This window comes from Gelidibacter sp. (assembly GCF_053579655.1).
The window spans coordinates 1-26,435 of sequence record NZ_JBMDWE010000046.1 but is presented as its reverse complement, the minus strand read 5'-3'; the positions used below and the strand labels follow the sequence as shown (position 1 = coordinate 26,435).

Below are 26,435 nucleotides of genomic sequence, written 5' to 3'. Positions count from 1 at the left end.
CCAGTCACTTTGAAGGCAATGTACAACATTCCTTCATAAGATGATAAATCAATTAAACCGGAATCTATAAATTCGTGAGAGTGGCTATTTTGTGAAGGTAAAGTAGCCTCTAAAGGTTGCCAAGTTGCGGCCATCACATTGGCGCCATCATAATCTTGTGAGATTAGCACTTCCAATGTATTGGTGGAAGATCTCACTTGGTATTGAGCGGCCTTAAAGTTTAAATAGGCATACGATTTGGAATTTTTATTATAACCTGGTATAATGAGCCATCCAATGTTTGACGTATTTCCGGAACCCATAGGATTGAACTCAGCAAATTTATTTTCGTCAGTAACCTGAGTTTTCCAAATGACTTTCCCCGTTTGGGCAAAATTGGTCCAACCTTCTTTGTTTATATTGGTATCGTCAACGGCCGATTGAAAATCCTCTTTAAATACGATGTTATAATTTTCAATGCTCATGGGCGTACATCTACTTTCGGTCATGTTAATGCTCTCCAAGTCATTCAAGACCAGAACTAGGGCGCTGCCATCAAAAGTTTTTGAGATAATTCCCTTAATTGTCCCATTTCCAGTGGGAAGTAGTGCCTCCTTAAATGCGGCGAAAGAACTCGTTTCCAAGTTAAAATAGGAATACCCAATATCGTTTGAACACGCTTGCATTGCCCAGAGCGTATCAAAATCCTGAGCTGGGTCAAAATACCGTTTGCCCACTAAATCATCCAGAAATTCCACGGCATTGAATTGTACATAAATCCCTAAATGGCCTATATTAACGTCGGAGAATTTAAGATTCAGCGGAACTAACTTCATCGAGTTTTGAGAACGAAGTAGGTGTCGTGCACGTTGGTTTTCGGTCAATCGTTGAACGGTAGTTCCGTATTGATCGGTAGACGTATTACCACCAATGGTTATCATCCCATTTCCAACACGTTCCTCGCCAATATAAAGACCTTTTAATTGAATATAGACTTCTCTCCCCCAATTAAATTGATTATAAATATCCACTTGATTGAGGATGATTTTGATGCCCGCTGTAGGGTTTTCGGGTGCATCCTGTAGAAATACTTCTTTAAAAAAACTACCTTCTTTATCTGAAGAACTGATGTAGGCTTTTATATAAACATCAGTGTCAATTAATACCGGTTTTTTATAATTGTTGGCGTATTTCAATTTCAATTCTGCCATGGAAACTTCAGTAGCACCACGTGATAAAAGCGCGTCCAAAGCTTTGTTTTCTTCAGCACCTAAATTATCAGGAACACTAAAATCATCACTTTGCACGCATGAGATATTGGCGATGGTCAGTGCTGAGATCATAAGAAATGCTAAAAATTTATTTGTTTTGATCATAGCCTTATTGTTTTTGATTCCTAACTGCTTTTTATTTTATGCGGATGGCAACACGTTTTTAAAATCTGATGTAACCGTTTAAAAAGTAAGTTGCACCACGTCCATACCAATATTTTGACCCAAATACTGGGATATCATTGCTGGCGTCTTTTTTTAATGTTCTATAATTCGCATTCCGACCTTGCTCAAAGCCACCGGTTTTGTAGGCGACGTCCAAGACGTTGTTGATGCTCGCAAAAAAGCCAACGAAATAGCTGTTAATTTTCCATGATTTTCCGCCAACAAGATTCACTATCATGTAATCATCAAATTTTTCTTGCTTTAAAAGCTGTCGGGCCAACTCAGGATCATAATCATTAAATGGTAAACCATCGGCATCAGCATAAAAGTTGCGTGTTCTTATCAACGGACTGATATCTACATAAGTGTTGTCAAAAATATTTGCCGTAGCACCAAACCACCAGTAATCTGGATCACGATATTCAAAACCTAAGGAATAGGCTGTTTGAGGGCCACCGGCAAGTCTATAGTTCTTTAAAATGGCCTGCCCAAAATCAAGGCCGTTAACATTGGTAAAGCTTGAGGAGGTTAAATATAAATTCGGATTGTTGGCATAGGTATATTGCCCCAAAGCCGCTACACCTTTTAATTTTATGGTTGGAGTTACTTGTGCTTCCATGCCGAATTCAGCACCAAAATTTGTTTTGTCAATGCCATGCAAAATTTCTTGAACAAAAGCAGAGGTTTGGTTTTCTGAGATTTCAAAACTGCTCAATCCATCAGCATAATAGAAGGAAATTTCATTAGCGTCTTCAATTTTCGAATAATAACCTGTCAATTTTGCTTTTACAATAGAAGAGCGAAAAATATAACTCGCATCAACCGACGTTATTTTTTCTTCAGTAATATTTTTAACCACATTGTGATTTTCTCTGGAATTGGAATAGGTATTTCTAAGAGAAGGTGCTTTTGAGATATATCCTGCATTGAAATTTAGCAAGTGTTTTCCAGTGATTTTATAAGTTAATCCACCTTTGGCGCCAAAACCTGTAAAGCTTAATTTTTCGCCTTTTCCAAGGGAATTATTGGCATAGATTTCATGTTGATAAAGGCCTTCCCGTTGATACGTCGTATTTGAAATGTTTAAAGCGGCAAAGAAATCGACTTTGTTATATTTGAATTGTGCCTGAGCAAATCCAGAAATTACTTGAGCATAAAGAATGTAGTTGTATCTAAAACGATCGCCTTCGCCAACAATACGATTAGGATTTTGTAAATCGTATTGAATGTTATCAAAAGAATCGACATTCAAAACGCCTATTGCTCCCAATAAATCCTTGATCTGAGCAAAATTCTCCGATTTTAAATGGCGATAGTTGATAGAGCTGTTGATCGTGATATGGTCTGTAATATCCGAAGTGAGAATCGTGTTTCCGGTTAGTTGCGTATCATCGTTTCGATCTTCATATAAGGCATAAGCTGCGTTTAAACCACTTATGTTGTTGGTCATATTAGCGTCATATATTCTATTCCAATCAATTTGACCATCTTTTAAAAAGTTTTGCTCCAATTGATAAGCTTTGGCGTAATCAGGGCTTTTTGGATCAGCCAGCGCATAACTTGGCAATTTTTGATAATAGGCAGCACTTGGATTGGCGCCACCAGGATAATCCAAACGACTGTTTCCAGTTTTGCCGAATTGGTACCCCAAATTAGTCTGCAAGGTTGTTTTGTTGCTGAGTTTCCAATAATAATTCAACATCAATATGGGTTCATTTACTTCTTTGACACGTGAGTTGCGTTTTTCGCCATTTTGATAGCCCCAATACTCGTTGTATTTAATGCCTTTTAAATCATAGATTTCTTGTGTGTTTGGAGATGATTTCCCTCTTCGGTTTGGTGCGTAAATCCCAGTAAAATTAAAGCTGTGTTGCTCATTTATTTTCTTTTCAACAGATGCAAAAAACGCATTGGAATCATAAAAAGTAGCGTCCTGATAGCCTTCCTCTCCCCAACGTTTTCCAGCGGCGATAGCTATGGCCCAGCCGCCTTCCATAAGCCCAGTTGCATAACTTCCAATAGCCCGATTGGTATAACTTCTGTCCGATAGCGAATAAGTTATACGACCGCCTTTTCTATATTCTGAGGCTCTGGTGTCGGTATTAGTCGATCCTAAAGCACCTCCAAAAGTGAAGTTTGAAGGACTTAAATTAGTTGCCAGCTCTTGGTTTCTGAACACATCATTTAAACCGCCCCAATTATTCCACTGCGGTCTGCCATTGTATAGCTTGTTCATTTCAATCCCATTAATCAAAACTGATGCATTTTCTGAGTCAAGACCTCTCATATTAAAAAACGAAGAGCTAAATTCAAACGCAACCGTCCGTTGGAAAACATCTTGTGAAGATTGTAAAAGTCCCGAAATATTATCTGCGCCGCCAGTGGTATCATCATTTAATTCATCATCTGACAAAGTGATAGTGTATAAGTCGATAGAATCTGCAACGTTGATATCGAGCATCATGTCGCTGATCTCTAAGGTTTGTCCTTCGTTTATAATGATTGGGAAGCGTTTGGTAATATAACCTCTTTTTTCAACCTTCAGGATGTGTTCTCCTAGTGGAACATTGGACGTAAAGCTGAATTTACCTTCAGCATCGGTTTGTGAAGTTTGCAGCGTTTCTTCAATGGTAATCGTGACATTTGGAATGGGCTCATGGTTCATCCCATCAATAACACTTCCTTTTACAACAGTTTCTTGAGCCGCGGCAGTAAAGACAGAAAAAAATCCAAATAAGAAAATAGTAGAGCTTTTTTTCATCTGTTTAACTTATTGTTTTGGTTAATTCATTGCTTTCTATCAGTCAAGTATAATTGGTTTGTTTTATTGTGGAAATTATGTAATAAATTAATTACTAGTTATTTAAGTCTCTCAAAGCTACATTATTTATTATAATGATTTACATTTGAGATTGAATTTAGAATGAACACAATTAATATCTAAAGAATGAAATTCCGAAACTCACTAATAACGGCTATCTTTTTTCTGTTGGTTTCGAATCTTTGGTGTCAAGAAGCCAAAAAATTTAAGATCCATACCGTCGCCTTTTATAATTTGGAAAATTTATTTGATACCATAAATGATCCTACCAAATTTGACGAAGCCAGTCCGATTATGGAGCTAAATACAGGACGATCGGAAGTGTATAAAAAGAAGGTTCATAATATGGCACGGGTTATTGCGGATATTGGTACGGACGACGCGGGTAATGCTCCGGCGATATTAGGTGTAGCAGAAATTGAAAATAGGAGTGTTTTGGTTGATGTGGTCAATGATCCATTATTAGTTGGAAAAAATTATGGGATTATCCATTACGATTCTCCCGACAATCGTGGCATTGACGTGGGCATGATTTATCAAAAGGCCTTATTTCAGCCGATTTCTTCCAGCAGTCATACCTTGTATATTTATGATGATATGACCAGGAAACGTGTTCATACAAGAGATCAACTTTTAGTGACCGGTAAATTGGATGGCGATTTGATTCATATTATTGTCAACCATTGGCCTTCGCGAAGTGGTGGCGAAGAACGCAGCCGAAGTAAGCGTGTTGGCGCAGCAAAACTCAATAAAAAAATCATCGACTCTTTGCAAATCATCGACCCCTATGCCAAAATTATCATCATGGGCGATTTAAATGACGACCCCATAAATGCCAGCGTTAAAGATGTTTTGAAGGCGAAGGCTAAAAAAGAAGAGGTCGGATTAAAAGGCATTTACAATCCTTATGAAAATTTTTATAAAAGTGGTTTGGGCACCAATGCCTATCGCGATGCGTGGAGTTTGTTTGATCAAATCATGATGACCCAGCCTTTTTTGGAGAAGGATTACACTTCATTTCAATTCTACAAAGCCTTTATTTTTAATAAAAACTATTTGGTCACTAAACGAGGCCGTTGGAAAGGCTATCCGTTTCGAAGTTTTGCAGATGGCGGTTTTACTGGAGGCTTTAGTGATCACTTTCCGGTGTATATCTATCTGATAAAGGAGGTGCAATAGAGATGATATGTTTATTGATGTCAAATTAGGTTAAACCTCTATCTGCACATAGTTACGCAAGTGTGTGATTTAGTGAATCTCACTTTACCTTCTGAAAATTTCGACACTAATTTTCACGAATTTACTCGTGATCTGAAAAATGACTACGTAAAGATTGACTATAAATGTCGCGAATGTAACAGATCTTTAAAACACTTTCGGAACGTCTGTCTGCTTGATGTTATACCTTAGTCCTAAGTTTTTTCTTATAAAAAAAGCCTTCTTCTATTGAAAAAGGCTTTTCTAAAATTATAAATAAATACTTTTTAAAGGTCAAACTTAATTCCTTGCGCCAATGGCAATTGGTCTGAGTAATTAACCGTATTGGTTTGGCGACGCATATATACTTTCCATGCATCAGAGCCAGACTCACGTCCGCCACCAGTTTCTTTTTCACCACCAAAGGCTCCACCAATCTCAGCACCAGAAGTTCCGATATTAACGTTTGCAATACCGCAATCTGAACCTGCATAAGACAAGAATTTCTCTGCTTCTTTCAATTCGTTGGTCATAATCGAAGAAGATAAACCTTGAACCACGCCATTTTGTTGTTCGATGGCATTTTCGACTTCACCAGAATATTTCATGACATATAAAATTGGAGCAAAAGTTTCGTGCTGTACAATTTCAAAATGATTTTCAGCTTCAATAATTGCCGGCTTAACATAACAACCGCTTTCAAAACCTTCTCCTTCTAAAACACCGCCTTCAACAAGAACTTTTCCGCCTTCAGCTTTTGCTTTTTCAATAGCTGCTAAATACGTGTTGACAGCATCTTTGTCAATTAATGGCCCAACATGATTGTTTTCATCTAAAGGATTTCCAATTTTTATTTGGCCATAAGCACCAACAATCGCGTCTCTTACTTTATCATAAACAGATTCGTGGATAATTAATCGACGAGTTGAGGTACAACGTTGCCCTGCGGTACCAACAGCACCAAAAACAGCACCAGGAACCACCACTTTTAAATCTGCAGTTGGTGTAATGATAATAGCATTATTACCACCTAATTCTAATAAAGATTTACCAAAACGCTCAGCAACTGTTGTTCCGACTATACGGCCCATTCGTGTTGAACCTGTTGCAGAGATCAGAGCAACTTTAGGATCTTTAGTCATAAATTCACCTACTTTATAATCTCCATTTATAATACAAGAGATTCCTTCTGGTAAATTATTTTCCTTTAATATTCCTGCGATAATATTTTGACAGGCAATAGAGCATAATGGTGCTTTTTCTGAAGCTTTCCAAACACAAACATCACCACAAATCCAAGCTAAAGCCGTATTCCAAGACCAAACAGCAACCGGAAAGTTAAACGCCGAAATAATACCAACAACACCAATTGGGTGCCATTGCTCTCTCATCACGTGGCCTGGACGCTCTGAAGGAATCACTTTACCATTTAGCTGTCTAGATAAACCGACTGCAAAATCACAGATATCAATCATTTCTTGGACTTCTCCATAACCTTCTTGTAGGGATTTACCCATCTCGTACGAAACAAGTTTCCCAAGAGGCTCTTTTAACTCTCTTAATTTATTACCAAATTGACGCACAATTTCGCCACGTTGTGGTGCTGGCACATCTCTCCAAGTTTTAAATGCGCTTGTCGCTGCATCTATTACTTTATCGTAATCTGCTCTTGTCGTCGTTTTTACTTTGCCAATCAGTTTCCCATCTACTGGAGAATAGCTTTCAATAACTGCTCCATTAGAAAAGTTGTTTGAGCCTGTTGATGTGCCTTCGTTTATATCTTTTACGCCTAATTGTTTTAGGGCTTTTTCAATTCCAAAATCTTTAGCAACTGCTTGCATGTATGTATTTTTTAATTAATTATTGACGTTTGCGAATATAACACTATTATATGGCTTTTTGAAGTTGGGGCTTCTTAAAAAAATACTAACTTTAAAGCTTAATATCAAACTGTTTATCATGAAAAAACTTACTTATTTGTCTTTGTTCTTGCTGTTGTTTTTAGGATGTAAAGACGAGAAAAACACTACTAATTCTGACCAGAATTCATCTAAAGAAAGCGTAAATATAGACGCTCCTGCCTCTGAAAAAATCAATGAATTTGCCATTGTGATTCACGGCGGTGCAGGTACAATTTTGAAGAAAAATATGACACCAGAAGATGAAGCTGCTTATACCGAAAAATTGGAGGAAGCAATACGCGTAGGCTATGAGATTCTTAAAAATGGAGGGACGAGTTTAGATGCCGTCGAAAAAACGGTTAACGTTTTAGAAAATTCGCCGTTATTTAATGCCGGAAAAGGTGCCGTTTTTACAAATGAAGGTAAAAACGAGTTAGACGCTTCTATCATGGATGGAAAAACTTTGAATGCTGGCGCTTCGGCAAGTACAACCACCGTTAAAAATCCGATTAATTTGGCAAGAGCTGTGATGGAGAATTCTCCTCATGTGATGCTCTCCGGAAAAGGTGCGGAGCAGTTTGCAAAAGAGCAGGGTTTGGAACTTGTGGATCCTTCCTATTTTTATACCGAAAGCCGTTTCAAGGCCTTACAAAAAGTAAAGGCTGCTGAAGAAAATGAAGCCACCCGAGATAAAGCAGCGTTTTACGATCCAACAATTAAAGATTCAAAATTTGGGACCGTGGGTTGTGTTGCTTTGGATAAAGATGGAAATCTCGCTGCAGGGACATCCACTGGAGGCATGACCAATAAACGTTGGGGACGCATTGGCGATGCACCAATTATCGGTGCGGGAACCTATGCCAATAATGCCACATGTGCCGTGAGCAGTACAGGTTGGGGCGAATATTTTATTCGTGCGATGGTAGCTCATGATATTTCTGCATTAATGGATTATAAAGGTTTGACATTGCAAGAAGCTGCGAGGGAAGTCATTCAGAAAAAAGTACCTGATTTGGGTGGCGATGGTGGTATTGTGGCCGTCGATAAGAACGGAAATATGGTCATGGAATTCAATACGGAAGGCATGTATCGCGCATCCATAGACGCTTCAGGAAATCTAAATATCGGAATTTATAAAGATTAATTTTTACAGAATTCTCCAGAATTTACCTTTGCCTTAAGTTGAAAAACGTCAATTAACACCTTGAATTCTATGTCCTTAAAAAACATTTTCACGTCTGCATTCCTAGTGCTCCTTTTAATTTCTTGCAAAAAGGAAGACGGCTCCAAAGAGGAAACTGATAACCTATTTAAGTTTAGAGATTATATCAGTTATACCACTGCTGGCTGGGTGTCAATTGCTGATCCTATTATCATCAACTTGAGGAAAGATGTGGAAGGTTGGGAGATTGGTAAGGAGATTAAAGATAATATTGTAAAAATAGAGCCTAAAATTCAGGGGAAATTATTGGTGGAAAATGCGCATGCCTTAGTTTTTAAACCAGACGAATCCCTTCAACCAGATACGGAATATACGGTTACCATTAGGCTGGACAAAATTTATAAAAATCAACCTAAAGAATTTGGGTCGTATACGTTTCAATTTAAAACGATTGCGCCTAATTTTAATGTGGTGACAAATTACTTACAATCTTATAGTAAAAACTGGCAATATCTGGAAGCGGTATTAAAATCGGCCGACGTCATCGACATCAAAGATGCTAAGCAACTGGTGGAAGCCACTCAAAAGGGTAAAAAACTCAAATTGCAATGGAATGAATCCGTAGGAAAGTCTAAGGTTTTCGAATTCAAAGTAGATAGTATTAACAGATTGATTGAAGACAGCGAAATTCTAATCAAATGGAATGGAAAGGCCATTAAATCCAGTAATTCCGGCGATAACAAAGTGATGATTCCTGGAGTTAACAATTTTACCATTGTCCATTTAGAAGTCGTTCAAAACCCAGAACAGTTTTTGTCCATCAATTTTTCTGATCCTCTAAAAAAACAGCAAAATTTTGACGGTTTGATTACCCTTCAAAATTCCAAAAACCCAAAATTTATTGTAGATGGCAATGTTCTGAAAGTCTATCCAAGTTCAAAGTTGGTCGGCGATGTTTTGGTGGATATTTTTCAAGGCATCACCAATACCGACGGGTTCAAACTCAAAGAGCGATTTTCTGAAACGATTTCTTTTGAAGAATTAAAACCACAAGTTCGGTTGATTAGTAATGGAACTATTTTACCGAATTCAGAGGAATTGAAATTCAATTTTGAAGCTGTTAACTTGAAGGCGGTAGACGTCCGCATCATCAAAATTTTTGAAAATAATGTGTTACAGTATCTTCAGGATAATTTTTTTCAGACTACTAATGAATATGCCCTAAAACGTGTTGGTAGACGGATTGCAAAACAAACCATTACCCTGCAAAATGATGGGGTTGAAAATGATGGGCGATGGAAAGCCTATAGCATTGATTTATCGAAGTTTTTCAAAGCTGACGCTGGCGCCATTTATCGTGTAGAATTGAGCATTAAAAAGGAATATTCACTATTTAATTGTGATAATTATAGCAGTGTCGAAAAATCGGAAGACGATTATTATAATGACTATTACGACGGCGATTATTATGAAGGCAATTACAACGAGAGCACCACTGAAGATGAGGATTTACGTGAGGAAGAATATTGGGACAATTTAATTTACAGCTACAAAAATTACAGTTACAATTGGAATGAGCAGAACAATCCTTGTCATGACGCGTATTACAATGAAGATCGTGTCGTGTCACAAAACCTATTGGCTTCTAATTTAGGTGTGATTGCTAAACAAGGTGCCAATAACTCATATTATTTTGCCGTTTCTAACATTTTGGATACTAAACCAGAAGGAGGGGCAATGGTCCGATTGTTTAATTTTCAACAACAGGAAATCGGAAAGGGCACAACCGATAGTGAAGGCTTGGTCAGTATAAAAATTGATAAACTCGCCACTTTCGCCATTGTCACTAAAGGGAAAAACACAACCTATATTAAATTGGACGATGGCAATTCATTGTCCTTAAGTAAATTTGACGTTTCGGGTAACAGTTTGCAACGCGGACTTAAGGGGTATATCTATGGTGAACGTGGCGTTTGGCGTCCTGGAGATTCATTATTCCTAACCTTTATATTGAATGATAATGATAATAAATTACCAAAAGGACATCCTGTTAAAATGGAAATTAGCGATCCGAATGGTAAACTCGTTTACAAGAACATCAGTACGGAAGGCCTTAATAATTTCTACCGGTTTATCGTCCCAACCGATACGGAAGATAAGACCGGAAGTTATAGTGCTAAGGTTTCAGTAGGTGGCGCTTCATTTTATAAAAGTTTACGGATAGAAACTGTTAAGCCTAACCGTCTCAAAATTAAGATTGATTTTGAAGATGAGGTATTGGTTAATAATGAGCCTTTAAAAGGTACATTGGATGTCAAATGGCTGCATGGTGCACCTGCTAAAAACTTAAAAGCGGAGATCAGGGCGAAATTCAGCACCTCTTACGAAGGTTTTAAAAATTATAAGGATTATGAGTTTGTCGATCCGACGCGTTCGTTTTCTTCAGAAGAAATGACCGTTTTTGAAGGTGCTTTAAATGAAGAGGGCATAGCGAAAATCAACACATCGTTGAACATTGGCAAAAATGCTCCAGGCTTATTGAACGTCCAGTTTTTGGTTAGGGCTTTTGAAAATGGCGGCGATTTTTCATTGGACGCTTTCACAAAAACCTATGCGCCTTATAGTTCATTCGTCGGATTGAAATCACCAGAAGGCAACCGTTACGGTTCCTTTTTTACAGATGAAAACCAAACTTTTGATGTGGTTACCGTCGATGCAAAAGGCAACCCTGTAAAACGTGAAAACCTGGAAGTGAAAGTCTATAAAATTGAATGGCAATGGTGGTGGAATTCCTCTTATGATAATCTGTCGAGTTATGTGTCCAGCAGTTATCACAAGCCTTATTTGGACAAAAAAGTCACGACAGATGCTAACGGGAAAGGGAAATTCACGCTGAACATTCCTGAAAATGAACGCGGCCGTTACTTGATCAGAGTTATAGATCCACAAAGCGGACATGCGACTGGTAGAACGGCTTATTTCTATAAGAACTGGTATGAAAACACGCCTTCTGGAGATAAAGAAGCCGCAAAAATGTTGGTCTTTTCGGCGGATAAAGAAAACTATAATGTTGGCGAATCTGCTAAAATTACATTCCCGTCAGGAACCGAAGGAAGAGCGCTTTTGAGTATTGAAAATGGCTCTGACGTGTTGTCGTACAAATGGGTCATGACCACGCAAGGCGAAACCACGGTCAAAATACCGATTACTCCAGAAATGGCACCTAACGTGTTTGTCAATATTTCGTTGTTACAACCACATGCTACTACAGCCAATGATTTACCAATCCGATTATATGGCGTGATTCCGATTATGGTCGAAAATCCAGCGACTAAATTAAAACCGGAAATTAAAATGCCCGATGTGCTGCAGCCTGAGCAAGAGTATAAAATTGAAGTCAGCGAGAAGAATAAAAAAGCAATGACTTACACCATAGCTATTGTAGAAGAAGGCCTCTTAGATTTAACCCGATTTAAAACGCCAAATGCTTGGGATGAATTTTACGCGCGCGAATCGTTGGGTGTAAAAACTTGGGATATTTTTGATGACGTCATTGGCGCTTACAGCGGCAGTATCGATCAGGTTTTTGCCATTGGTGGCGATGAGAACGCTGCGGCAGGAAAAAACAAAAAAGCCAACCGCTTCAAACCTGTAGTCACTTATTTAGGTCCTTTTACATTAAGTGCAGGCGATAAGAAATCACATAAAATAAAAATGCCTAATTATATCGGCGCTGTAAGAGCGATGGTGGTCGCTGGAGATGCGAAAACCGAAGCTTATGGCAGTACTGATAAATCCGTTCAAGTAAAAAAACCATTGATGGTGTTGGCAAGTTTACCACGAAAATTGAGTCCAGGCGAAAAAGTGACCTTGCCGGTTACTGTGTTTACCATGGAAAATAAGGTAAAAAATGTGAGCATCAGTTTAAAACTGAGCGATGGAATATATATCGTTGGAGAAAAAACAAAATCACTGACTTTTGCTCGACCAGATGAACAAATGACTTATTTTGAATTGGATGTCAGCAAAGCAAAAGGCATCAACACTGTTGAAGTAATTGCAAGTGGTAATGGCGAAAAGTCAACCTACAAAGTAGAAATCGACGTTTTTAATCCCAACCCGATTACCTCAAAAGCATTGGATGAAACTTTAGAAGCTAATACGACTAAAACCATGGATTTCTCAACCTTTGGCGAAGTTGGAACCAATAGTGCTACCGTTGAATTTTCAACATTGCCACCGATGGATTTTTCCCGACGTTTACAATTCTTGATCCAATATCCTCATGGCTGTTTGGAACAAGTGACTTCCGGATTGTTTCCACAATTGTATTTGGGTGATATTTTCGATCTGACCTATCAGAAAAAACAGGAAATCCAAAAGAATCTTGAAAGTGGCGTCAAGCGTTTGGGGAATTACCAAAACCCAAGTGGTGGTATGAGTTATTGGATGGGAGAAAGTGCATCCAATGATTGGAGTACCAGTCTTGCTGGCCATTTTATGTTGGAAGCAGAGAATAAAGGATTTGTGTTGCCACTGACCTTTAAGAACAACTGGTTGCGTTACCAAAAACAGGCCGCCAGTGATTGGCGTCCAAGTTATAGAACCGCGAATACCGATTTAGCTCAGGCGTATCGTTTATATACTTTGGCTTTGGCCGGAAGTGCAGATTTGGCGGCCATGAACCGTTTGCGTGAGTTTAGCGAAATTTCCAATGAAGCCAAATGGCGACTCGCAGCGGCGTATGCCTTGGCAGGTCAAAAGGAAGCAAGTGATAAGATTTCGAGCACTGCAAACATCAATTTTGTACCTCAAGAGTATAACTATTATACATACGGTTCGATCGATAGAAACAGAGCCATGGCTTTGGAAACGATGGTATTGACCAAGAATCCGAAAATGCGTGAATTGGCACAGGATGTTGCTAAAGATCTTTCCAGCAATCGCTGGATGAGTACACAAACCACCGCCTATAGTTTATTGGCCATGGCAAAAATGGTAGAAGCCAATGGTGGAAAAGCATTAAAAGTGGAATTCACGCTTAATGGCAAGTCTGAAATCATTGATACCAAAAGTGCCATCGCCCAACGCGAACTATCAGTTAAAGAAGGCAGTAATTCGTTTAGCTTTAAAAATAATCAAGCCAATGTCGTGTATGTACGCGTCTTGAATTCTGGCAGGTTGCCGCTTGGCAAAGAGATTTCAGAACAGCGCGGCTTAAGTGTCTCAGTGATTTATAAAAATTTGAAAGGAAACGTCATGGATATTTCGAAGCTTAACCAAGGGCAGGATTTTGTGGCCGTAGTGAAGGTAACCAATCTTAAAAATCAAGATGTAAATGATGTGGCGTTAACGCAAATCTTCCCGTCAGGTTGGGAAATCTTAAATACGCGTTTCACTGATTTTGGAGATTCCACTGTCAGTCAAGCGCGCTATACAGATATTAGAGACGACCGTGTCAACTTTTATTTCGACTTACCTAAGAAGGGGAAATATGATACCAAGACGTTTACGGTTATGTTGAATGCGTCGTATTTGGGTACTTATTATTTACCAGGTGTGCAAGCAGAAGCGATGTATGATAATGAGTTTTTGGTGCGAAGCAAAGGGAAATGGATTGAGGTTTTAAAGTAACAAATTCCTGCGTGGTTGCTGAGCTTTTCGAAGTAAAGGCAGGAAACCTTTAGGTTCAGCGTAGCTGTTGTTAAAAACCTCTCAGGTTTTCAAAACCTGAGAGGTTTGGCCAATTTTAAAAAGAGGTTAAACAACCACCTCGTCTTCAATTACTTTTCTGGAATTGAATCCACTCCTCCTTTCAAAGGAGGAGAAGTTAAAATTGTTACTAGATTTGAAAATCGTTCATTTTTTTAGAGCGTGAGAATTTTAATTTGTGATAAAGTTCTTAATATGGCCGAGTCAAAAATTCCTTCCCTTTTGAAGGGAAGGTGGCTTTAAGCTCAGAATAGAGCTTAAAGACGGAAGGGTTAATCCTGTTTAAAAATAACAATCAGTCCTGACAGGTTTTCCTCCTTCGCTAAAGCTTCGGCGGACAAGTCAAAACTTGTCAGGTCTCTCATATCATATGAACAAAATAATAACCTACATAAAACATCACAAGTTCAAGTCTGCCATAACTTTTATAATTGTGGTGGTCTATTATTTTTGTTTACCAAGGCAACTGTTTAAAGATCCAACGGCAACGGTTATTACAAGTGGCAACAACGAACTTTTGGGCGCCGTAATAGCTCAAGATGGCCAATGGCGCTTCCCGCAAAATGACACGGTTCCAGAAAAGTTTAAAATATGCATCCTTCAATTTGAAGATGAATATTTTCAGTATCATACAGGATTCAATCCGGTTTCCATTGTTAAAGCATTTAAGCAAAACTTGAGTTCTGGCGGTATCAAAAGAGGAGGAAGTACGATCACGCAGCAAGTCATTCGTTTATCTAGAAAAGGGCAATCTAGAACTTATTTTGAAAAAATCAAGGAAATCGTTTTGGCTACGCGCTTGGAGTTTAGGGCTTCTAAAGAAAGAATTCTTTCCTATTACAGCAGCAATGCGCCGTTTGGAGGAAATGTGGTCGGTTTGGATGCCGCGTCATGGCGTTATTTTAATAGAGATGCCTCACAATTGTCGTGGGCAGAAAGTGCGACCTTAGCCGTTTTGCCAAATGCACCGAGTTTAATTTATCCAGGAAAAAACCAAGAGCAATTGCTCAAAAAGCGCGACCGATTATTGGAGAAATTACTGCAACAAAAACTTATTGATACTTTAACCTATCAATTGTCGATTGCAGAGGGTTTGCCACAAAAACCGTATCCCTTACCACAAATTGCGCCTCATTTGTTGCAAAAAGTTTCACAAACCCACTTTGGAAAACATGTGCAAACCAGCATTAAAAAGCCGATTCAAGAACAGGTCAACAGAATCGTTTCCAATAGCTACAATAGCTTAAAACAAAACGAGATTTACAATGCCGCGGTGCTGGTGTTGGATGTCAGAACCCGTAAAGTCATAGCGTATGTAGGTAATACGCCCACAGATAAGGAGCACGAAAAGGACGTGGACGTTATTGCCAAACCTCGAAGTACAGGGAGTATTTTGAAGCCGTTTTTATATGCTGCAATGCTGGATGCTGGAGATCTATTGCCCAACACTTTGGTGGCTGATGTGCCTACACAATATGGAAGTTACAACCCCGAAAATTTTGATAAGCAATATGATGGGGCAGTGCCAGCAAGTCGTGCACTGTCGCGATCGCTAAATGTCCCATCGGTAAGGATGTTGCAAGAATTTGGATTGGATCGGTTTCATCATTATTTGAAAGCTATGCATTTGAAAGATTTAAAGCATAATGCGAATCATTATGGACTGTCCTTGATTCTTGGTGGTGCCGAAAGTAATCTTTGGGATTTGTGCAAAAGCTATGCTGCCTTATCCTCTACCTTAAATCACTTTAACGAAACGTCGAGCGAATACTTCAAAAATGAATTTTGTGAACCAACTTTTTTAGCTGAAGAAACGATTGATTTCGGAAAGAAATCTTCTGAAAAGACCTTGTTTGATGCCGCTTCCATTTATCTTACTTATGAAAGTTTAAAAGAAGTCAACCGGCCAGAAGGCAATGAAAACTGGGAGTTTTATGACAGCTCCAAACAGATTGCCTGGAAAACAGGCACGAGCTTCGGGTTTCGAGATGGCTGGGCCATCGGTACTACTAAAGATTATGTCGTGGGCGTTTGGGTTGGTAATGCTGATGGCGAAGGCCGACCAGGCTTGGTGGGCGTACAAACTGCAGCACCGATTTTATTTGATGTATTTGATGTATTGCCAAAAAGCGATTGGTTTTCAAAACCTTTTGATGAAATGCAAGAGGTGGAAATTTGCGCACTATCAGGCTATAGAGCCTCTCCAAATTGTGAAAACAGAGAGCAGAAATTCATTCAAATAGCAGGACTAAAAACGCCGCCATGTCCGTTTCATGTGTTGGTGCATTTGGATAGGTATGAACAGTTTCAGGTTAATTCGTCTTGTGAGGATTTGAATAACATCGTTCATAAATCATGGTTTATTTTGCCGCCGCTTATGGAATATTACTACAAGGCTCAAAATCCGTTTTATAAGCCTTTGCCTCCATTTCGAGCGGATTGCATCGTAGAGAACGCCGGGGTCATGGAATTCATATATCCGAAGGAAAATAACAGCATTTTCTTACCCAAAGATTTTAACGGGCAAACCAATGAACTCATTTTAAGAGTGGCACATTCCAAGCCGGAAACCGAAGTGTTTTGGTATTTGGATGAAACCTATTTGGGCAGCACCAAAGACATTCACGAGTTCGCCATGCGCCCGAAACAAGGCAAGCATGTGATTACCGTAGTCGATGCATTTGGGAATGAAAGTAAGCGCTGGATTGAAATTTCAGAATAAGGCGTCTGAAAGCACGTTTAAAATTACTATTTTTGTCTTTAACCTATCAAACAAAAAATCTATGTTCGAAACTGTAAAAATGCTGCATTCTTATTGGGCTTATTTGGCTCTTATTATGATTGTGATTGCGACTTTAAACGCCTTGTTTAAATTTTTTGGTAACAAAGAATTCCATCCTATCGATTTCAGAATTTCCTTGTTCACACTTATTGTATTCCACATTCAGTTGCTGATTGGGATCGTATTATATGTTACTGGTCCTTATTTGAGCTCAATTTCCGAATTGGGAATGAAAGGAGTTATGGGAAATTCGATTATGCGTTCAAACATCGTGGAGCATCCTTTAATGATGATTATTGCTGTAGTATTTATTACTGTTGGTTATTCTAAACATAAAAAGAAATTGACCTCTAAGCCGAAATTCAAAATGTTGGCTATATTTTACACCTTGGCATTGATTTGTGTCCTTGCAAAAATTCCATGGAATACTTGGTTTTAATAGACCAACAGAACTTTTTAATCCATAAAAAAACCAGAGCTATTAACTCTGGTTTTTTGTTTTAATCTATTTTGAAACTGTATTCTTAATTTTAAGTTACGTCCTGGAAAACACGTCTAAATTATCTGTTCATGTGTTTCATTTCATCAATAAACGTATCTAAATCAACACCGTTAGAAACCAAGGTTAATGCTTTGTCCACAATGTACTTCACGTTATCAGGCCTAAAGCCTAACCCTACACCAATCTTTTTCAACAACACATCCTCGCCAGTGCCTTTAATACGGTCAACGTGTACCATACGCGCCAAATCATACATTCGTTCTAAACGATTGTCATAGGACGTCGGCGGATTGATGGGATGGGATTGATAATCTTTAAGAATATTTTTATATTCTCCCTCGCTGATGTCCAAATTACGAGCTAAGCGATCTAAAAATGCTTTTTCATCGTCAGATATCACACCATCATCCATGGCTACTCTAACAATGGCGGCAAAATGATCTTCATTACGCTTTTTAAATCCGCTATCAAATAAATCTGAAATTGACATATGTATTTTGTTTTAATTTTTGCATACTATCTCTATCAAAACTACAGATTTTTTTCATTATGGAACTAAAAAATGATATGAAAATTAGGTGGCGTTTGTCTTAATTTTAAAAAGCAAAGGGGCATTTCATGATTTGCTTTTTAAGATTTAATTCACAATTGCAATACGTTACATCTAAATTCTAAACTTTATATTTGCTTAAATTAAATTGTCTTGAGTAAATCACATCTCTCGCAAGCTTATGCACAGACTTTGCAAACGCAAGATCTGCAAGCTGCCATTTCCATAAACCAAAGTAAAACACATTTAAAAGGTCTTATCGGGTCGTCATTAAGTTTTGTCATTGCAGAAACTTTCAAGACCGCAGATCTTCCTTTATTGCTAGTTTTTAATGATAAAGAAGAAGCGGCGTTTTACCTGAATGATCTCGAAGTGCTGGTAAATAGCAAAGACGTACTGTTTTATCCTGGAAGTTACAGACGGCCGTATCAAATTGAAGAAACGGACAATGCCAATGTGCTTTTGCGAGCTGAAGTTTTAAATCGGATCAATTCTCGTAAAAAACCAGCCATTATTGTCACTTATCCGGATGCGCTTTTTGAAAAAGTAGTGACCAGAAAAGAGCTGGAGCGCAATACTTTAAAAATCTCTCTAAATGATAATTTGTCGATTGATTTTGTAAACGAAGTCTTGTTTGAATACCAGTTTAAACGTATAGATTTTGTTACTGAACCTGGCGAATTCTCTGTCCGCGGTGGTATTGTGGATGTGTTTTCATTTTCACACAACGAACCTTACCGGATTGAGTTTTTTGGCGATGAAGTAGATAGCCTTCGGACGTTTGATGTAGAAACGCAATTATCCACCGAAAAAATCAACAAAATCAACATCATTCCCAATGTTGAAAATAAATTTTTAAATGAAAGTAGAGAAAGCTTCTTAAAGTATATTTCGCCAAAAACAGTTGTTTTTACTAAGAATGCAGATTTGTTGTTTTCAAGAATTGACGACTTTTTCGGAAAAGCTGAAGAAGCTTTTAAAACGCTTTCTACAGAAGTCAAGCGCTCTTCGCCAGAAGAATTATTTTGTAGTTCAAACCTGCTAAAACGTCAATTGCTCGATTTTACTTTGGTAGAATTTGGTACTTCGACAGTGCTCAGCAACCAAACCATTGAATTTCATACTGTACCCCAACCATCTTTTAATAAGCAATTTGATTTGCTCATTCAAAATTTAAACGACTTTCACGATAAAGGGTACACCAATTATATTGCTTGTGTAAGCGAGCAGCAAGCCAAACGTTTTCATGATATTTTTAAGGATATTAATACCGAGCGCAGTAGAACCTTAGAGCACGGCATCCATTACCAAGCCATTGTTTTGTCATTGTATCAAGGATTTATTGATCATGACAATAAAATAACTTGCTATACTGATCATCAAATTTTTGAACGATATCATAAATTCCATCTCAAAAACGGCTACGCTAAAAAGCAGGCGATTACCTTAAAAGAATTGACCAATCTTGATATTGGCGATTATGTCACGCATATTGATCATGGCATTGGACGTTTTGGTGGCCTTCAGAAAATTGATGTGGAAGGCAAAAAGCAAGAAGCCATCAAATTGGTTTATGGGGAACGTGATGTGTTGTATTTGAGTATTCATTCGCTCCATAAAATCACGAAGTTTAACGGAAAAGATGGCAAGCCGCCGAAAATCTACAAACTAGGAAGCAACGCTTGGAAAACCTTAAAGCAAAAAACCAAAACCAGAGTTAAGGAGATTGCTTTTAATCTGATTCAGGTTTATGCCAAACGAAAATTGGAAAAAGGCTATCAATATAATCCCGATAGCGCTATGCAATTGGAGTTGGAAGCCTCTTTTATTTATGAAGATACACCAGATCAAAGTACTGCAACAGCCGATATCAAAATGGATATGGAAAGCGAACGTCCGATGGATCGACTGATTTGTGGCGATGTTGGTTTTGGTAAAACCGAAGTCGCGATAAGAGCCGCTTTTAAGGCCGTTGACAATGGCAAACAAGTGGCAATTTTAGTGCCGACTACAATTTTGGCCTATCAACATTTTAGAACGTTTTCTGAACGATTAAAAGATTTCCCAGTAACGGTCAGTTATTTAAACCGATTCAGAACCGCGAAGGAAAAACGCGATACGCTTGAACGTCTTGAAAGTGGTAATTTGGATATTGTGATAGGCACGCATCAACTCGTCAATAAAAATGTAAAGTTTAAAGACTTGGGTTTGCTGGTTGTTGATGAGGAGCAGAAATTTGGTGTCGCTGTAAAGGAGAAATTAAAAACTATTAAGGACAATGTCGATGTCCTGACTTTAACCGCAACACCAATTCCAAGAACGTTGCAGTTTAGTTTGATGGCAGCGCGCGACTTATCGGTCATCACGACACCACCACCAAATCGCTATCCTATAGAAAGTCATGTGGTCCGATTTAGTGAAGAGACCATTCGAGATGCCATATCGTATGAAATTCAACGTGGCGGACAGGTGTTCTTTATCCATAATCGCATCGAAAATATTAAGGAAGTTGCAGGTTTAATCCAGCGTTTGGTGCCTGATGCTAAAATTGGGATTGGCCATGGACAACTCGATGGAAAGAAATTGGAAGAGTTGATGCTTGGGTTTATGAATAACGATTTTGACGTTTTGGTCAGCACAACTATTGTGGAAAGTGGTTTGGACGTGTCGAACGCGAATACTATTTTTATCAATAATGCGAATAATTTTGGATTGAGTGATCTTCACCAAATGCGAGGACGTGTAGGACGAAGCAACAAGAAAGCCTTTTGCTACTTTATCACACCCGATTATTCGGAGATGACTGATGATGCACGGAAACGTATGACCGCCTTGGAGCAATTTACCGAGTTAGGAAGTGGTTTCAACATTGCCATGAAAGATTTGGAAATTAGAGGAGCAGGCGATTTATTGGGTGGCGAACAAAGCGGATTTATCAATGATATCGGCTTTGATACCTATCAGAAAATCTTAAATGAAGCGATTGAAGAATTAAAGGAAAACGAGTTTAAGGATTTGTATCAGGACGAACATATAGAAAAGGACTATGTTAAGGATATCACGATCGATACGGACTTTGAATTGTTGTTTCCAGATGATTATGTAAATAATATTGCAGAACGTTTAAATTTATATACCCGACTTAACGAGATTAAAACTGAGGACGAACTTCAAAAGTTTGAATCCGATCTTGTGGATCGTTTTGGAGAAATGCCAAAACAGGTCATTGATTTGTTGAACAGCGTTCGGATCAAATGGGTTGCCACAAGAATTGGTTTGGAAAAAGTGGTCATGAAACAAGGTAAAATGATTGGTTATTTCATCAATGATCAGCAAAGTGCATTTTATCAAAGTACTGGTTTTACTAAGGTGTTACAGTATATCCAAGCACATCCACACGCCGCAAAAATGAAAGAAAAGCAAACCCGAACAGGATTGCGTTTATTGCTTACTTTTGAACATATTAAAACGGTTAAACAGGCTTTAGCAGTCTTGCAGCCTATCTTGGCTTAATTATTGAAATACAAATGACAAGGGTTTCAGACCTTTTCCGATTAGAAATAAAATAGTGTTCGTATGAAAAAAATGATTTTACTTTTGACTTTTTTGCCTTATATCGCGATGGCGCAACACACCATTGAAGGCACTTTTTCGCCGGCAGAAGATTTTACCTATGCGTTTTTGTATAAATCAAATCCTACGGGTGCCATCTATGTTGATAGAGCAAAGGTGGATGAAAATGGCCTTTTTAAAATTGAATTGGACAGCACAGATACTCCAGGGATTTACAAAATTGTTTATGGCGTGCCACAGGCGGAGAACAACTTTGATTTGATCTATAGTGGCAAGGAAGATGTTGAGTTGACTTTTAGCTTAACTGATGGATTAGAATTTAAGGAGTCCAATGAGAATAAGTTATGGGCTTCCTACACGAACAGTATTGAAATGATCAACCGTGCGATCAGTAATTTTTATGGTCAACAAAGTGATGATAAAGCAGCATTTAAGGATATTTTCAAAACCTTGGATGAAACCCAGAGTGGCTTTGAATTGGCTTCCAAAGGTACCTTGGCATCAGTCTTCATTATAGCTAACAGACCTTATATTCCTAAAGCTTATGAAGATGTTTCGACCTATTCAAAAAACTTAAAAGACACCTATCTAAAAAGTGTCGATTTCAGTAATCCGTTATTGCAAAGTTCAGAGTTTTTGACTGATCGCGTCATGGCCTTTATTTTTGGAATGAGTGCCGATGCAACGGAGGACTTCTACAAGCATCAAATTGATAATCTGGTCAATTATATTGGAGCGGACAATGACGAGATAAAAATGGCGTTATTAAAGGCTGTTTGGACCAATATGACGCAGATTGAAGAGAGCAATGTCGCCAATTATATTACAGATACTTATTTGTTGAAGCTTGCCGTGAAAGCAAACGATCTTCCTTTGGCAAGGGAGTTGAACATTTATAAAAACACTTCAATAGGGGCTACGGCGATAGATTTTCCAATTACATTGGATGTGAAAGGGAAAAAGACAGCATCATCACTACATAAATTAAATTTAGCTGATAATTATTTGCTCATTTTTTGGAATAGTGGCTGCTCACATTGTTTGCAACAACTCCCTGAAATCAGAAAAACGATTGACCAAATCGATGCCAAAAAAGTAAAAGTGATTGCTTATGCGACCCAAGGAGAATCAGAGGACTGGGACAAAGAAATTTTAAAGTATCCTAATTTTATTCATGTGATCGATTCAGGAAGTCCCAGACGCTATATGGGAAATGAGTATGGTGTTGAAATGACCCCGACCTATTTTATCTTGGATAAGAATAAAAAGATTATTGCAAAACCAGACACCTTGGAAGAAGTGCAAACCCTATTAAATGACTTATAAAAACAGCCTCTTTTTTTTTTACTTATCCAAAAATAGGAATTCGGAGTACTTGCCCTGTAAATATTTTATCAGGGCTGGTTAATATCGGTTTATTAGCGTCAAATATTAAAGGATAGCTCATCGCATTCCCGTAATACTGCTTGGCTATTTTTTCTAAAGTATCTCCTTTAATGACGGTGTAAAACTGCGCTTCAGGCTCGGCGTGATCCACGCTCATTTGGTCATCTACTGAGGCTATTCCGCTGGTGTTGCCAATGAGCAAAACCACTTTTTCTTTCGTTGATTGATCCTGCGCCTTTCCTAAAACCGTTGCCATGTCGTCATCAATTTTAATTTTTAAGTTTTCAACGTGCAATTTTAAATCCTTAATCGTTTCTTCTAGTTTTCTGGTCGCAGTTTTTTTAAGTTGGTCAGTATCATTTTCTTCTGAATCTTTTTTGCCTAAACCAAACACTTTTGGCCCCGCATTTTTAATAAATGAAAATAGTCCCATATTGCATGTCAGTTTTTCAAAGTTAACAATGGATTTGATAGGTGATTTGCCACAACTGGTTGAAAACTACTTATTGAGGTCGCTAGTATGCTGTTAAAAAAGAACGCTCATCCAAAATAAATCAGATGAGCGTTTCTAGAAACTAAATAACCAACCAAAATTTAGCTTCTATTGATTACCCTAGGGTTATCTTTTTTTTCAGTTTTCTGTTTGCGTTTTTTCTGTACTTCAGAGGACTGAACTTTGCCGTCCACTATGGATGATTTTCCTTCCGCACCTCTCATATATTCAATATATCCACGACCAGTAAACTCATATGTAGTACCAGAATATGGATGGTACAATTTTATCCTCTGATCATTTATAACGCTCAATTCGAAAAATTCATTGTCAAAATAATCATAATCTAATGTTAATGTTTTGAGATGCTTATTTCCGCTAATATTTCCAACGCCATACAGACCTGTATAGTCCCAATAAATGTTATTTGGGTTCGAAATCTTGAAGTCTTTAGAGCTTCTAAATTCAGAATCATTACCACCAGCCAAGAACTGTAAATAATTTTCGTTGTCAAATTCATTCAGAACGCCCTTTTTACTGACATATGTTTTTTCCCAAGCTTGATATTCCTGCAGGAAATAGTGGATATTATCGTAAAATACAAAGTCGTAATCAAATTGTGATTTTTGATACCCGTGCAAAAAGTACGAGGTCTTATTAAAAGGGTTGTACAATTCAATAGTGTTCTTATTTATTTGATACACATCAAAACTTTGATAACCGTCGACATCATGATATACATCTAAAACCATGTCATAAACATCATATTCTCCCACATCAATGCCATAACCGTTGCCTTGTCCGTTTGGTCCAAAACCAACTAAATTGTTATTGGCATACAGCACCCCATTCCTAAAAGATAGCGTAAAAGCAATCTGTAAGAACGGAGTTTCGCCACGACCAACTGTCTGATTAATGTCAATATACCATAAATCATAAGAGTGCAAAAGTTGATTTAATGAAATTGATGGCTCTTCGTAAATGGTGTTTGTTTCACAAGACGTGAATAGGGTTGCAGCTAAGGCAAATCCGAAAAGTAATTTTATTGCTTTCATAGGTTCAGTTTTGGTTTAAAATGTTGGTTTGAACTACTGAGTGATAGTCTGATGAAATTAGCAAACAATCTAGAATCACTATTTAGATTTCAAGATGTAATAGCATCTGCCTTTCTCATAATCCAATAATTTAAAGATTGTAATAGGCCAGAATTCAAAACACGTGCCAAAAAGTGAATCTTGAAGTTTTTGAAATGGAATAAACGTGAAATTTTATGTACTTTTGAAAGTCTTAAAATTAAGATTATTTATGAGTGCACCGATAAAATATGCCGTTTTTGGATCCGGAAGTTGGGCTACGGCCATCGTGAAAATGTTATGTGAGAATCTCGAAGAAGTGGGTTGGTATATGCGTAGTGCTTACATTAAAGAGCATTTGTTAAAACAGGGGCACAACCCTAGTTACTTGAGTTCTGTTGAATTTCATACAGCGCAACTTAAGATCAGTAATGATATTAATGAGATGGCGGCATATGCTGATGTCTTGATTTTCGTGATTCCGTCTGCTTTTATTCATGATGAATTACAAAAAATGACCGTGGATGTTAAGGATAAAATTATCGTATCAGCAGTTAAAGGCATCATGCCTGAAACGGGAAAATTAGTGGGCGAGCATTTTCATGATATTTATAATGTGCCTCTTGAAAATATAGCAGTCATTTCAGGGCCTTGTCACGCAGAAGAAGTCGCCTTGGAGCGTCTATCCTATTTAACAATTGCTTGTTCAGATGAAAGTAAAGCAAAAGACATAGCCAAAAACTTGGCCAGTGATTATATTAAAACCTCTACCAGTGATGACGTTATAGGCATCGAATATGCCGTCATGCTTAAAAACATTTACGCCATCGCCGCAGGTATAGCGCATGGTTTGGGCTACGGCGATAACTTTCAGAGTGTCTTGATGAGCAATGCGATCAGGGAGATGAAGCGTTTTATCAAGAAAAGGCACAAAATGAAACGCAACATCAATGATTCTGCCTATTTGGGTGATTTACTGGTTACAGGATATTCTCTTTTTTCGCGAAATAGAATGTTCGGAAATATGATAGGCAAAGGCTACACGGTTAAATCAGCACAAATGGAAATGAACATGGTGGCTGAGGGTTATTATGCTACAAAAAGTGCCTACGATCTTATTGAAAAGAACGAACGGAAAGACAAGTTGCCAATCATTAATGCTATTTATGCGATTCTGTATGAGGGAAAGGATCCAAAACGAACTTTTGAAAAATTGACGGAGAGGCTGGATTAAAAAAGCTGGAAGCTTGAAGCGTGGAGCGGGAAGTATTTCTCACAGAGTCTCGAAGATGCAGAATTGATAGATTAAAAATTTCAAAAAGAAAGTACCAAATTCCAATAGGGATATTGGTTCTACTTAATGAAGTTAGTTTCCGAAAAGATCAGTGAAATCATAAGTGTCAGCGTCACCCGCCTGAACGGAAGGGCTGGTCAGCGTTCTATTTTACCAAAACCCCTTTAACTTTCATCAACGGAATATTCTGTAATGCCTTCTCATTAATCGTGTTTTTTCGAAATAAATACGTCTTTTCAAACATCGCATTTCCTTCAAAGAAAGTCACTTTAAATTCGTTGTTTAGAGCGAATATATCTTCTTGCATCAATTCAATTTTCGCATAACTTTTCTTAGGAAGTACATCCAGTTTTTTCCTGAAGATAGACGTCATTTTCTTTTCGGAATAACCACTGGTAACAATCAAAACGACCTCTAAATCCACGTCTTTGTCATTGATGATATAGGCGTTCCAATCTTGAGTTTTATAAATGTCATTGTATTCACTGACGACGGCAACGTATACGCCTTCAACTTTTGGGATTTCGATATCTTTTTTCATGGGCACACTCCTGTCTTTTGACTCCGCTCAAGA

At 38.0% G+C, this 26,435-nt stretch carries 15 protein-coding genes; 8 read left to right on the top strand and 7 right to left on the bottom strand.

Going from position 1 to position 26,435, the window contains the following annotated elements; genetic code table 11:
- Together ACOH2D_RS16535 and ACOH2D_RS16530 are read right to left on the bottom strand one after the other, a co-directional pair.
- Positions 1-1,355: DUF5689 domain-containing protein (locus tag ACOH2D_RS16535; RefSeq protein WP_449535938.1), on the bottom strand; the 1,355-nt coding region annotated here is incomplete at its 3' end.
- Positions 1,356-1,413: 58 nt separating this feature from the next.
- Positions 1,414-4,176 carry a carboxypeptidase-like regulatory domain-containing protein gene (locus ACOH2D_RS16530; RefSeq protein ID WP_449535937.1) on the bottom strand — a complete coding sequence of 921 codons (2,763 nt, stop codon included), beginning with the start codon at positions 4,174-4,176 and terminating at the stop codon, positions 1,414-1,416.
- 186 nt (positions 4,177-4,362) lie between these two features.
- Between ACOH2D_RS16530 and ACOH2D_RS16525 the strand changes: the two genes are divergently transcribed.
- Positions 4,363-5,415 (top strand): endonuclease/exonuclease/phosphatase family protein, encoded by a 1,053-nt coding sequence (locus ACOH2D_RS16525; RefSeq protein WP_449535936.1) that lies wholly within the window; start codon positions 4,363-4,365, stop codon positions 5,413-5,415.
- A 305-nt stretch (positions 5,416-5,720) separates the two neighbouring features.
- Here the strand turns inward: ACOH2D_RS16525 and amaB are convergent, their stop codons facing one another.
- The gene (amaB, locus tag ACOH2D_RS16520; protein WP_449535935.1) at positions 5,721-7,274 is read right to left on the bottom strand and encodes an L-piperidine-6-carboxylate dehydrogenase; all 1,554 of its coding nucleotides are present in this window, start codon (positions 7,272-7,274) and stop codon (positions 5,721-5,723) included.
- Positions 7,275-7,392: 118 nt separating this feature from the next.
- Here amaB and ACOH2D_RS16515 point away from each other — a divergent pair, with 118 nt between their 5' ends.
- From ACOH2D_RS16515 to ACOH2D_RS16500, 4 genes are all read left to right on the top strand, one after another.
- A complete protein-coding gene (locus ACOH2D_RS16515; RefSeq protein WP_449535934.1) occupies positions 7,393-8,478 on the top strand; it encodes an isoaspartyl peptidase/L-asparaginase family protein in 1,086 nt (361 codons plus the stop codon).
- Between the two features lie 69 nt (positions 8,479-8,547).
- Complete coding sequence (locus ACOH2D_RS16510; protein ID WP_449535933.1) at positions 8,548-14,130, top strand: alpha-2-macroglobulin family protein; 5,583 nt, start codon at positions 8,548-8,550, stop codon at positions 14,128-14,130.
- Between the two features lie 448 nt (positions 14,131-14,578).
- The gene (pbpC, locus tag ACOH2D_RS16505) at positions 14,579-16,930 is read left to right on the top strand and encodes a penicillin-binding protein 1C (RefSeq protein ID WP_449535932.1); all 2,352 of its coding nucleotides are present in this window, start codon (positions 14,579-14,581) and stop codon (positions 16,928-16,930) included.
- Between the two features lie 61 nt (positions 16,931-16,991).
- Positions 16,992-17,429 (top strand): hypothetical protein, encoded by a 438-nt coding sequence (locus tag ACOH2D_RS16500; RefSeq protein WP_348036567.1) that lies wholly within the window; start codon positions 16,992-16,994, stop codon positions 17,427-17,429.
- Positions 17,430-17,550: 121 nt separating this feature from the next.
- Here ACOH2D_RS16500 and ACOH2D_RS16495 read toward each other — a convergent pair whose 3' ends face one another.
- Entirely contained in the window at positions 17,551-17,982 is a 432-nt protein-coding gene (locus ACOH2D_RS16495) for a TerB family tellurite resistance protein (protein ID WP_348036568.1), read from the bottom strand.
- A gap of 213 nt (positions 17,983-18,195) precedes the next feature.
- Between ACOH2D_RS16495 and mfd the strand changes: the two genes are divergently transcribed.
- Together mfd and ACOH2D_RS16485 are read left to right on the top strand one after the other, a co-directional pair.
- Entirely contained in the window at positions 18,196-21,555 is a 3,360-nt protein-coding gene (gene mfd / locus ACOH2D_RS16490; RefSeq protein ID WP_449535931.1) for a transcription-repair coupling factor, read from the top strand.
- Positions 21,556-21,618: 63 nt separating this feature from the next.
- Complete coding sequence (locus ACOH2D_RS16485) at positions 21,619-22,941, top strand: TlpA family protein disulfide reductase (protein ID WP_449535930.1); 1,323 nt, start codon at positions 21,619-21,621, stop codon at positions 22,939-22,941.
- Positions 22,942-22,963: 22 nt separating this feature from the next.
- Here the strand turns inward: ACOH2D_RS16485 and lysM are convergent, their stop codons facing one another.
- Positions 22,964-23,434 carry a peptidoglycan-binding protein LysM gene (gene lysM, locus ACOH2D_RS16480; RefSeq protein ID WP_449535929.1) on the bottom strand — a complete coding sequence of 157 codons (471 nt, stop codon included), beginning with the start codon at positions 23,432-23,434 and terminating at the stop codon, positions 22,964-22,966.
- Positions 23,435-23,595: 161 nt separating this feature from the next.
- A complete protein-coding gene (locus tag ACOH2D_RS16475; RefSeq protein WP_449535928.1) occupies positions 23,596-24,549 on the bottom strand; it encodes a nicotinic acid mononucleotide adenyltransferase in 954 nt (317 codons plus the stop codon).
- A gap of 250 nt (positions 24,550-24,799) precedes the next feature.
- Here ACOH2D_RS16475 and ACOH2D_RS16470 point away from each other — a divergent pair, with 250 nt between their 5' ends.
- Positions 24,800-25,801: an NAD(P)H-dependent glycerol-3-phosphate dehydrogenase gene (locus ACOH2D_RS16470; protein ID WP_449535927.1), complete on the top strand. Its 1,002-nt coding sequence runs from the start codon at positions 24,800-24,802 to the stop codon at positions 25,799-25,801.
- A 205-nt stretch (positions 25,802-26,006) separates the two neighbouring features.
- Here ACOH2D_RS16470 and ACOH2D_RS16465 read toward each other — a convergent pair whose 3' ends face one another.
- The gene (locus tag ACOH2D_RS16465; RefSeq protein ID WP_449535926.1) at positions 26,007-26,402 is read right to left on the bottom strand and encodes a hypothetical protein; all 396 of its coding nucleotides are present in this window, start codon (positions 26,400-26,402) and stop codon (positions 26,007-26,009) included.
- Between the last annotated feature and the right edge of the window lie 33 nt (positions 26,403-26,435).

What these genes read in the sequence shown, in the direction of transcription:
- ACOH2D_RS16530 (WP_449535937.1), bottom strand. Translation starts at nt 4,176, where the DNA reads ATGAAAAAAAGCTCTACTATTTTCTTATTTGGATTTTTTTCTGTCTTT.
- ACOH2D_RS16525 (WP_449535936.1), top strand. Translation starts at nt 4,363, where the DNA reads ATGAAATTCCGAAACTCACTAATAACGGCTATCTTTTTTCTGTTGGTT.
- amaB (WP_449535935.1), bottom strand. Translation starts at nt 7,274, where the DNA reads ATGCAAGCAGTTGCTAAAGATTTTGGAATTGAAAAAGCCCTAAAACAA.
- ACOH2D_RS16515 (WP_449535934.1), top strand. Translation starts at nt 7,393, where the DNA reads ATGAAAAAACTTACTTATTTGTCTTTGTTCTTGCTGTTGTTTTTAGGA.
- ACOH2D_RS16510 (WP_449535933.1), top strand. Translation starts at nt 8,548, where the DNA reads ATGTCCTTAAAAAACATTTTCACGTCTGCATTCCTAGTGCTCCTTTTA.
- pbpC (WP_449535932.1), top strand. Translation starts at nt 14,579, where the DNA reads ATGAACAAAATAATAACCTACATAAAACATCACAAGTTCAAGTCTGCC.
- ACOH2D_RS16500 (WP_348036567.1), top strand. Translation starts at nt 16,992, where the DNA reads ATGTTCGAAACTGTAAAAATGCTGCATTCTTATTGGGCTTATTTGGCT.
- ACOH2D_RS16495 (WP_348036568.1), bottom strand. Translation starts at nt 17,982, where the DNA reads ATGTCAATTTCAGATTTATTTGATAGCGGATTTAAAAAGCGTAATGAA.
- ACOH2D_RS16485 (WP_449535930.1), top strand. Translation starts at nt 21,619, where the DNA reads ATGAAAAAAATGATTTTACTTTTGACTTTTTTGCCTTATATCGCGATG.
- lysM (WP_449535929.1), bottom strand. Translation starts at nt 23,434, where the DNA reads ATGGGACTATTTTCATTTATTAAAAATGCGGGGCCAAAAGTGTTTGGT.
- ACOH2D_RS16475 (WP_449535928.1), bottom strand. Translation starts at nt 24,549, where the DNA reads ATGAAAGCAATAAAATTACTTTTCGGATTTGCCTTAGCTGCAACCCTA.
- ACOH2D_RS16470 (WP_449535927.1), top strand. Translation starts at nt 24,800, where the DNA reads ATGAGTGCACCGATAAAATATGCCGTTTTTGGATCCGGAAGTTGGGCT.
- ACOH2D_RS16465 (WP_449535926.1), bottom strand. Translation starts at nt 26,402, where the DNA reads ATGAAAAAAGATATCGAAATCCCAAAAGTTGAAGGCGTATACGTTGCC.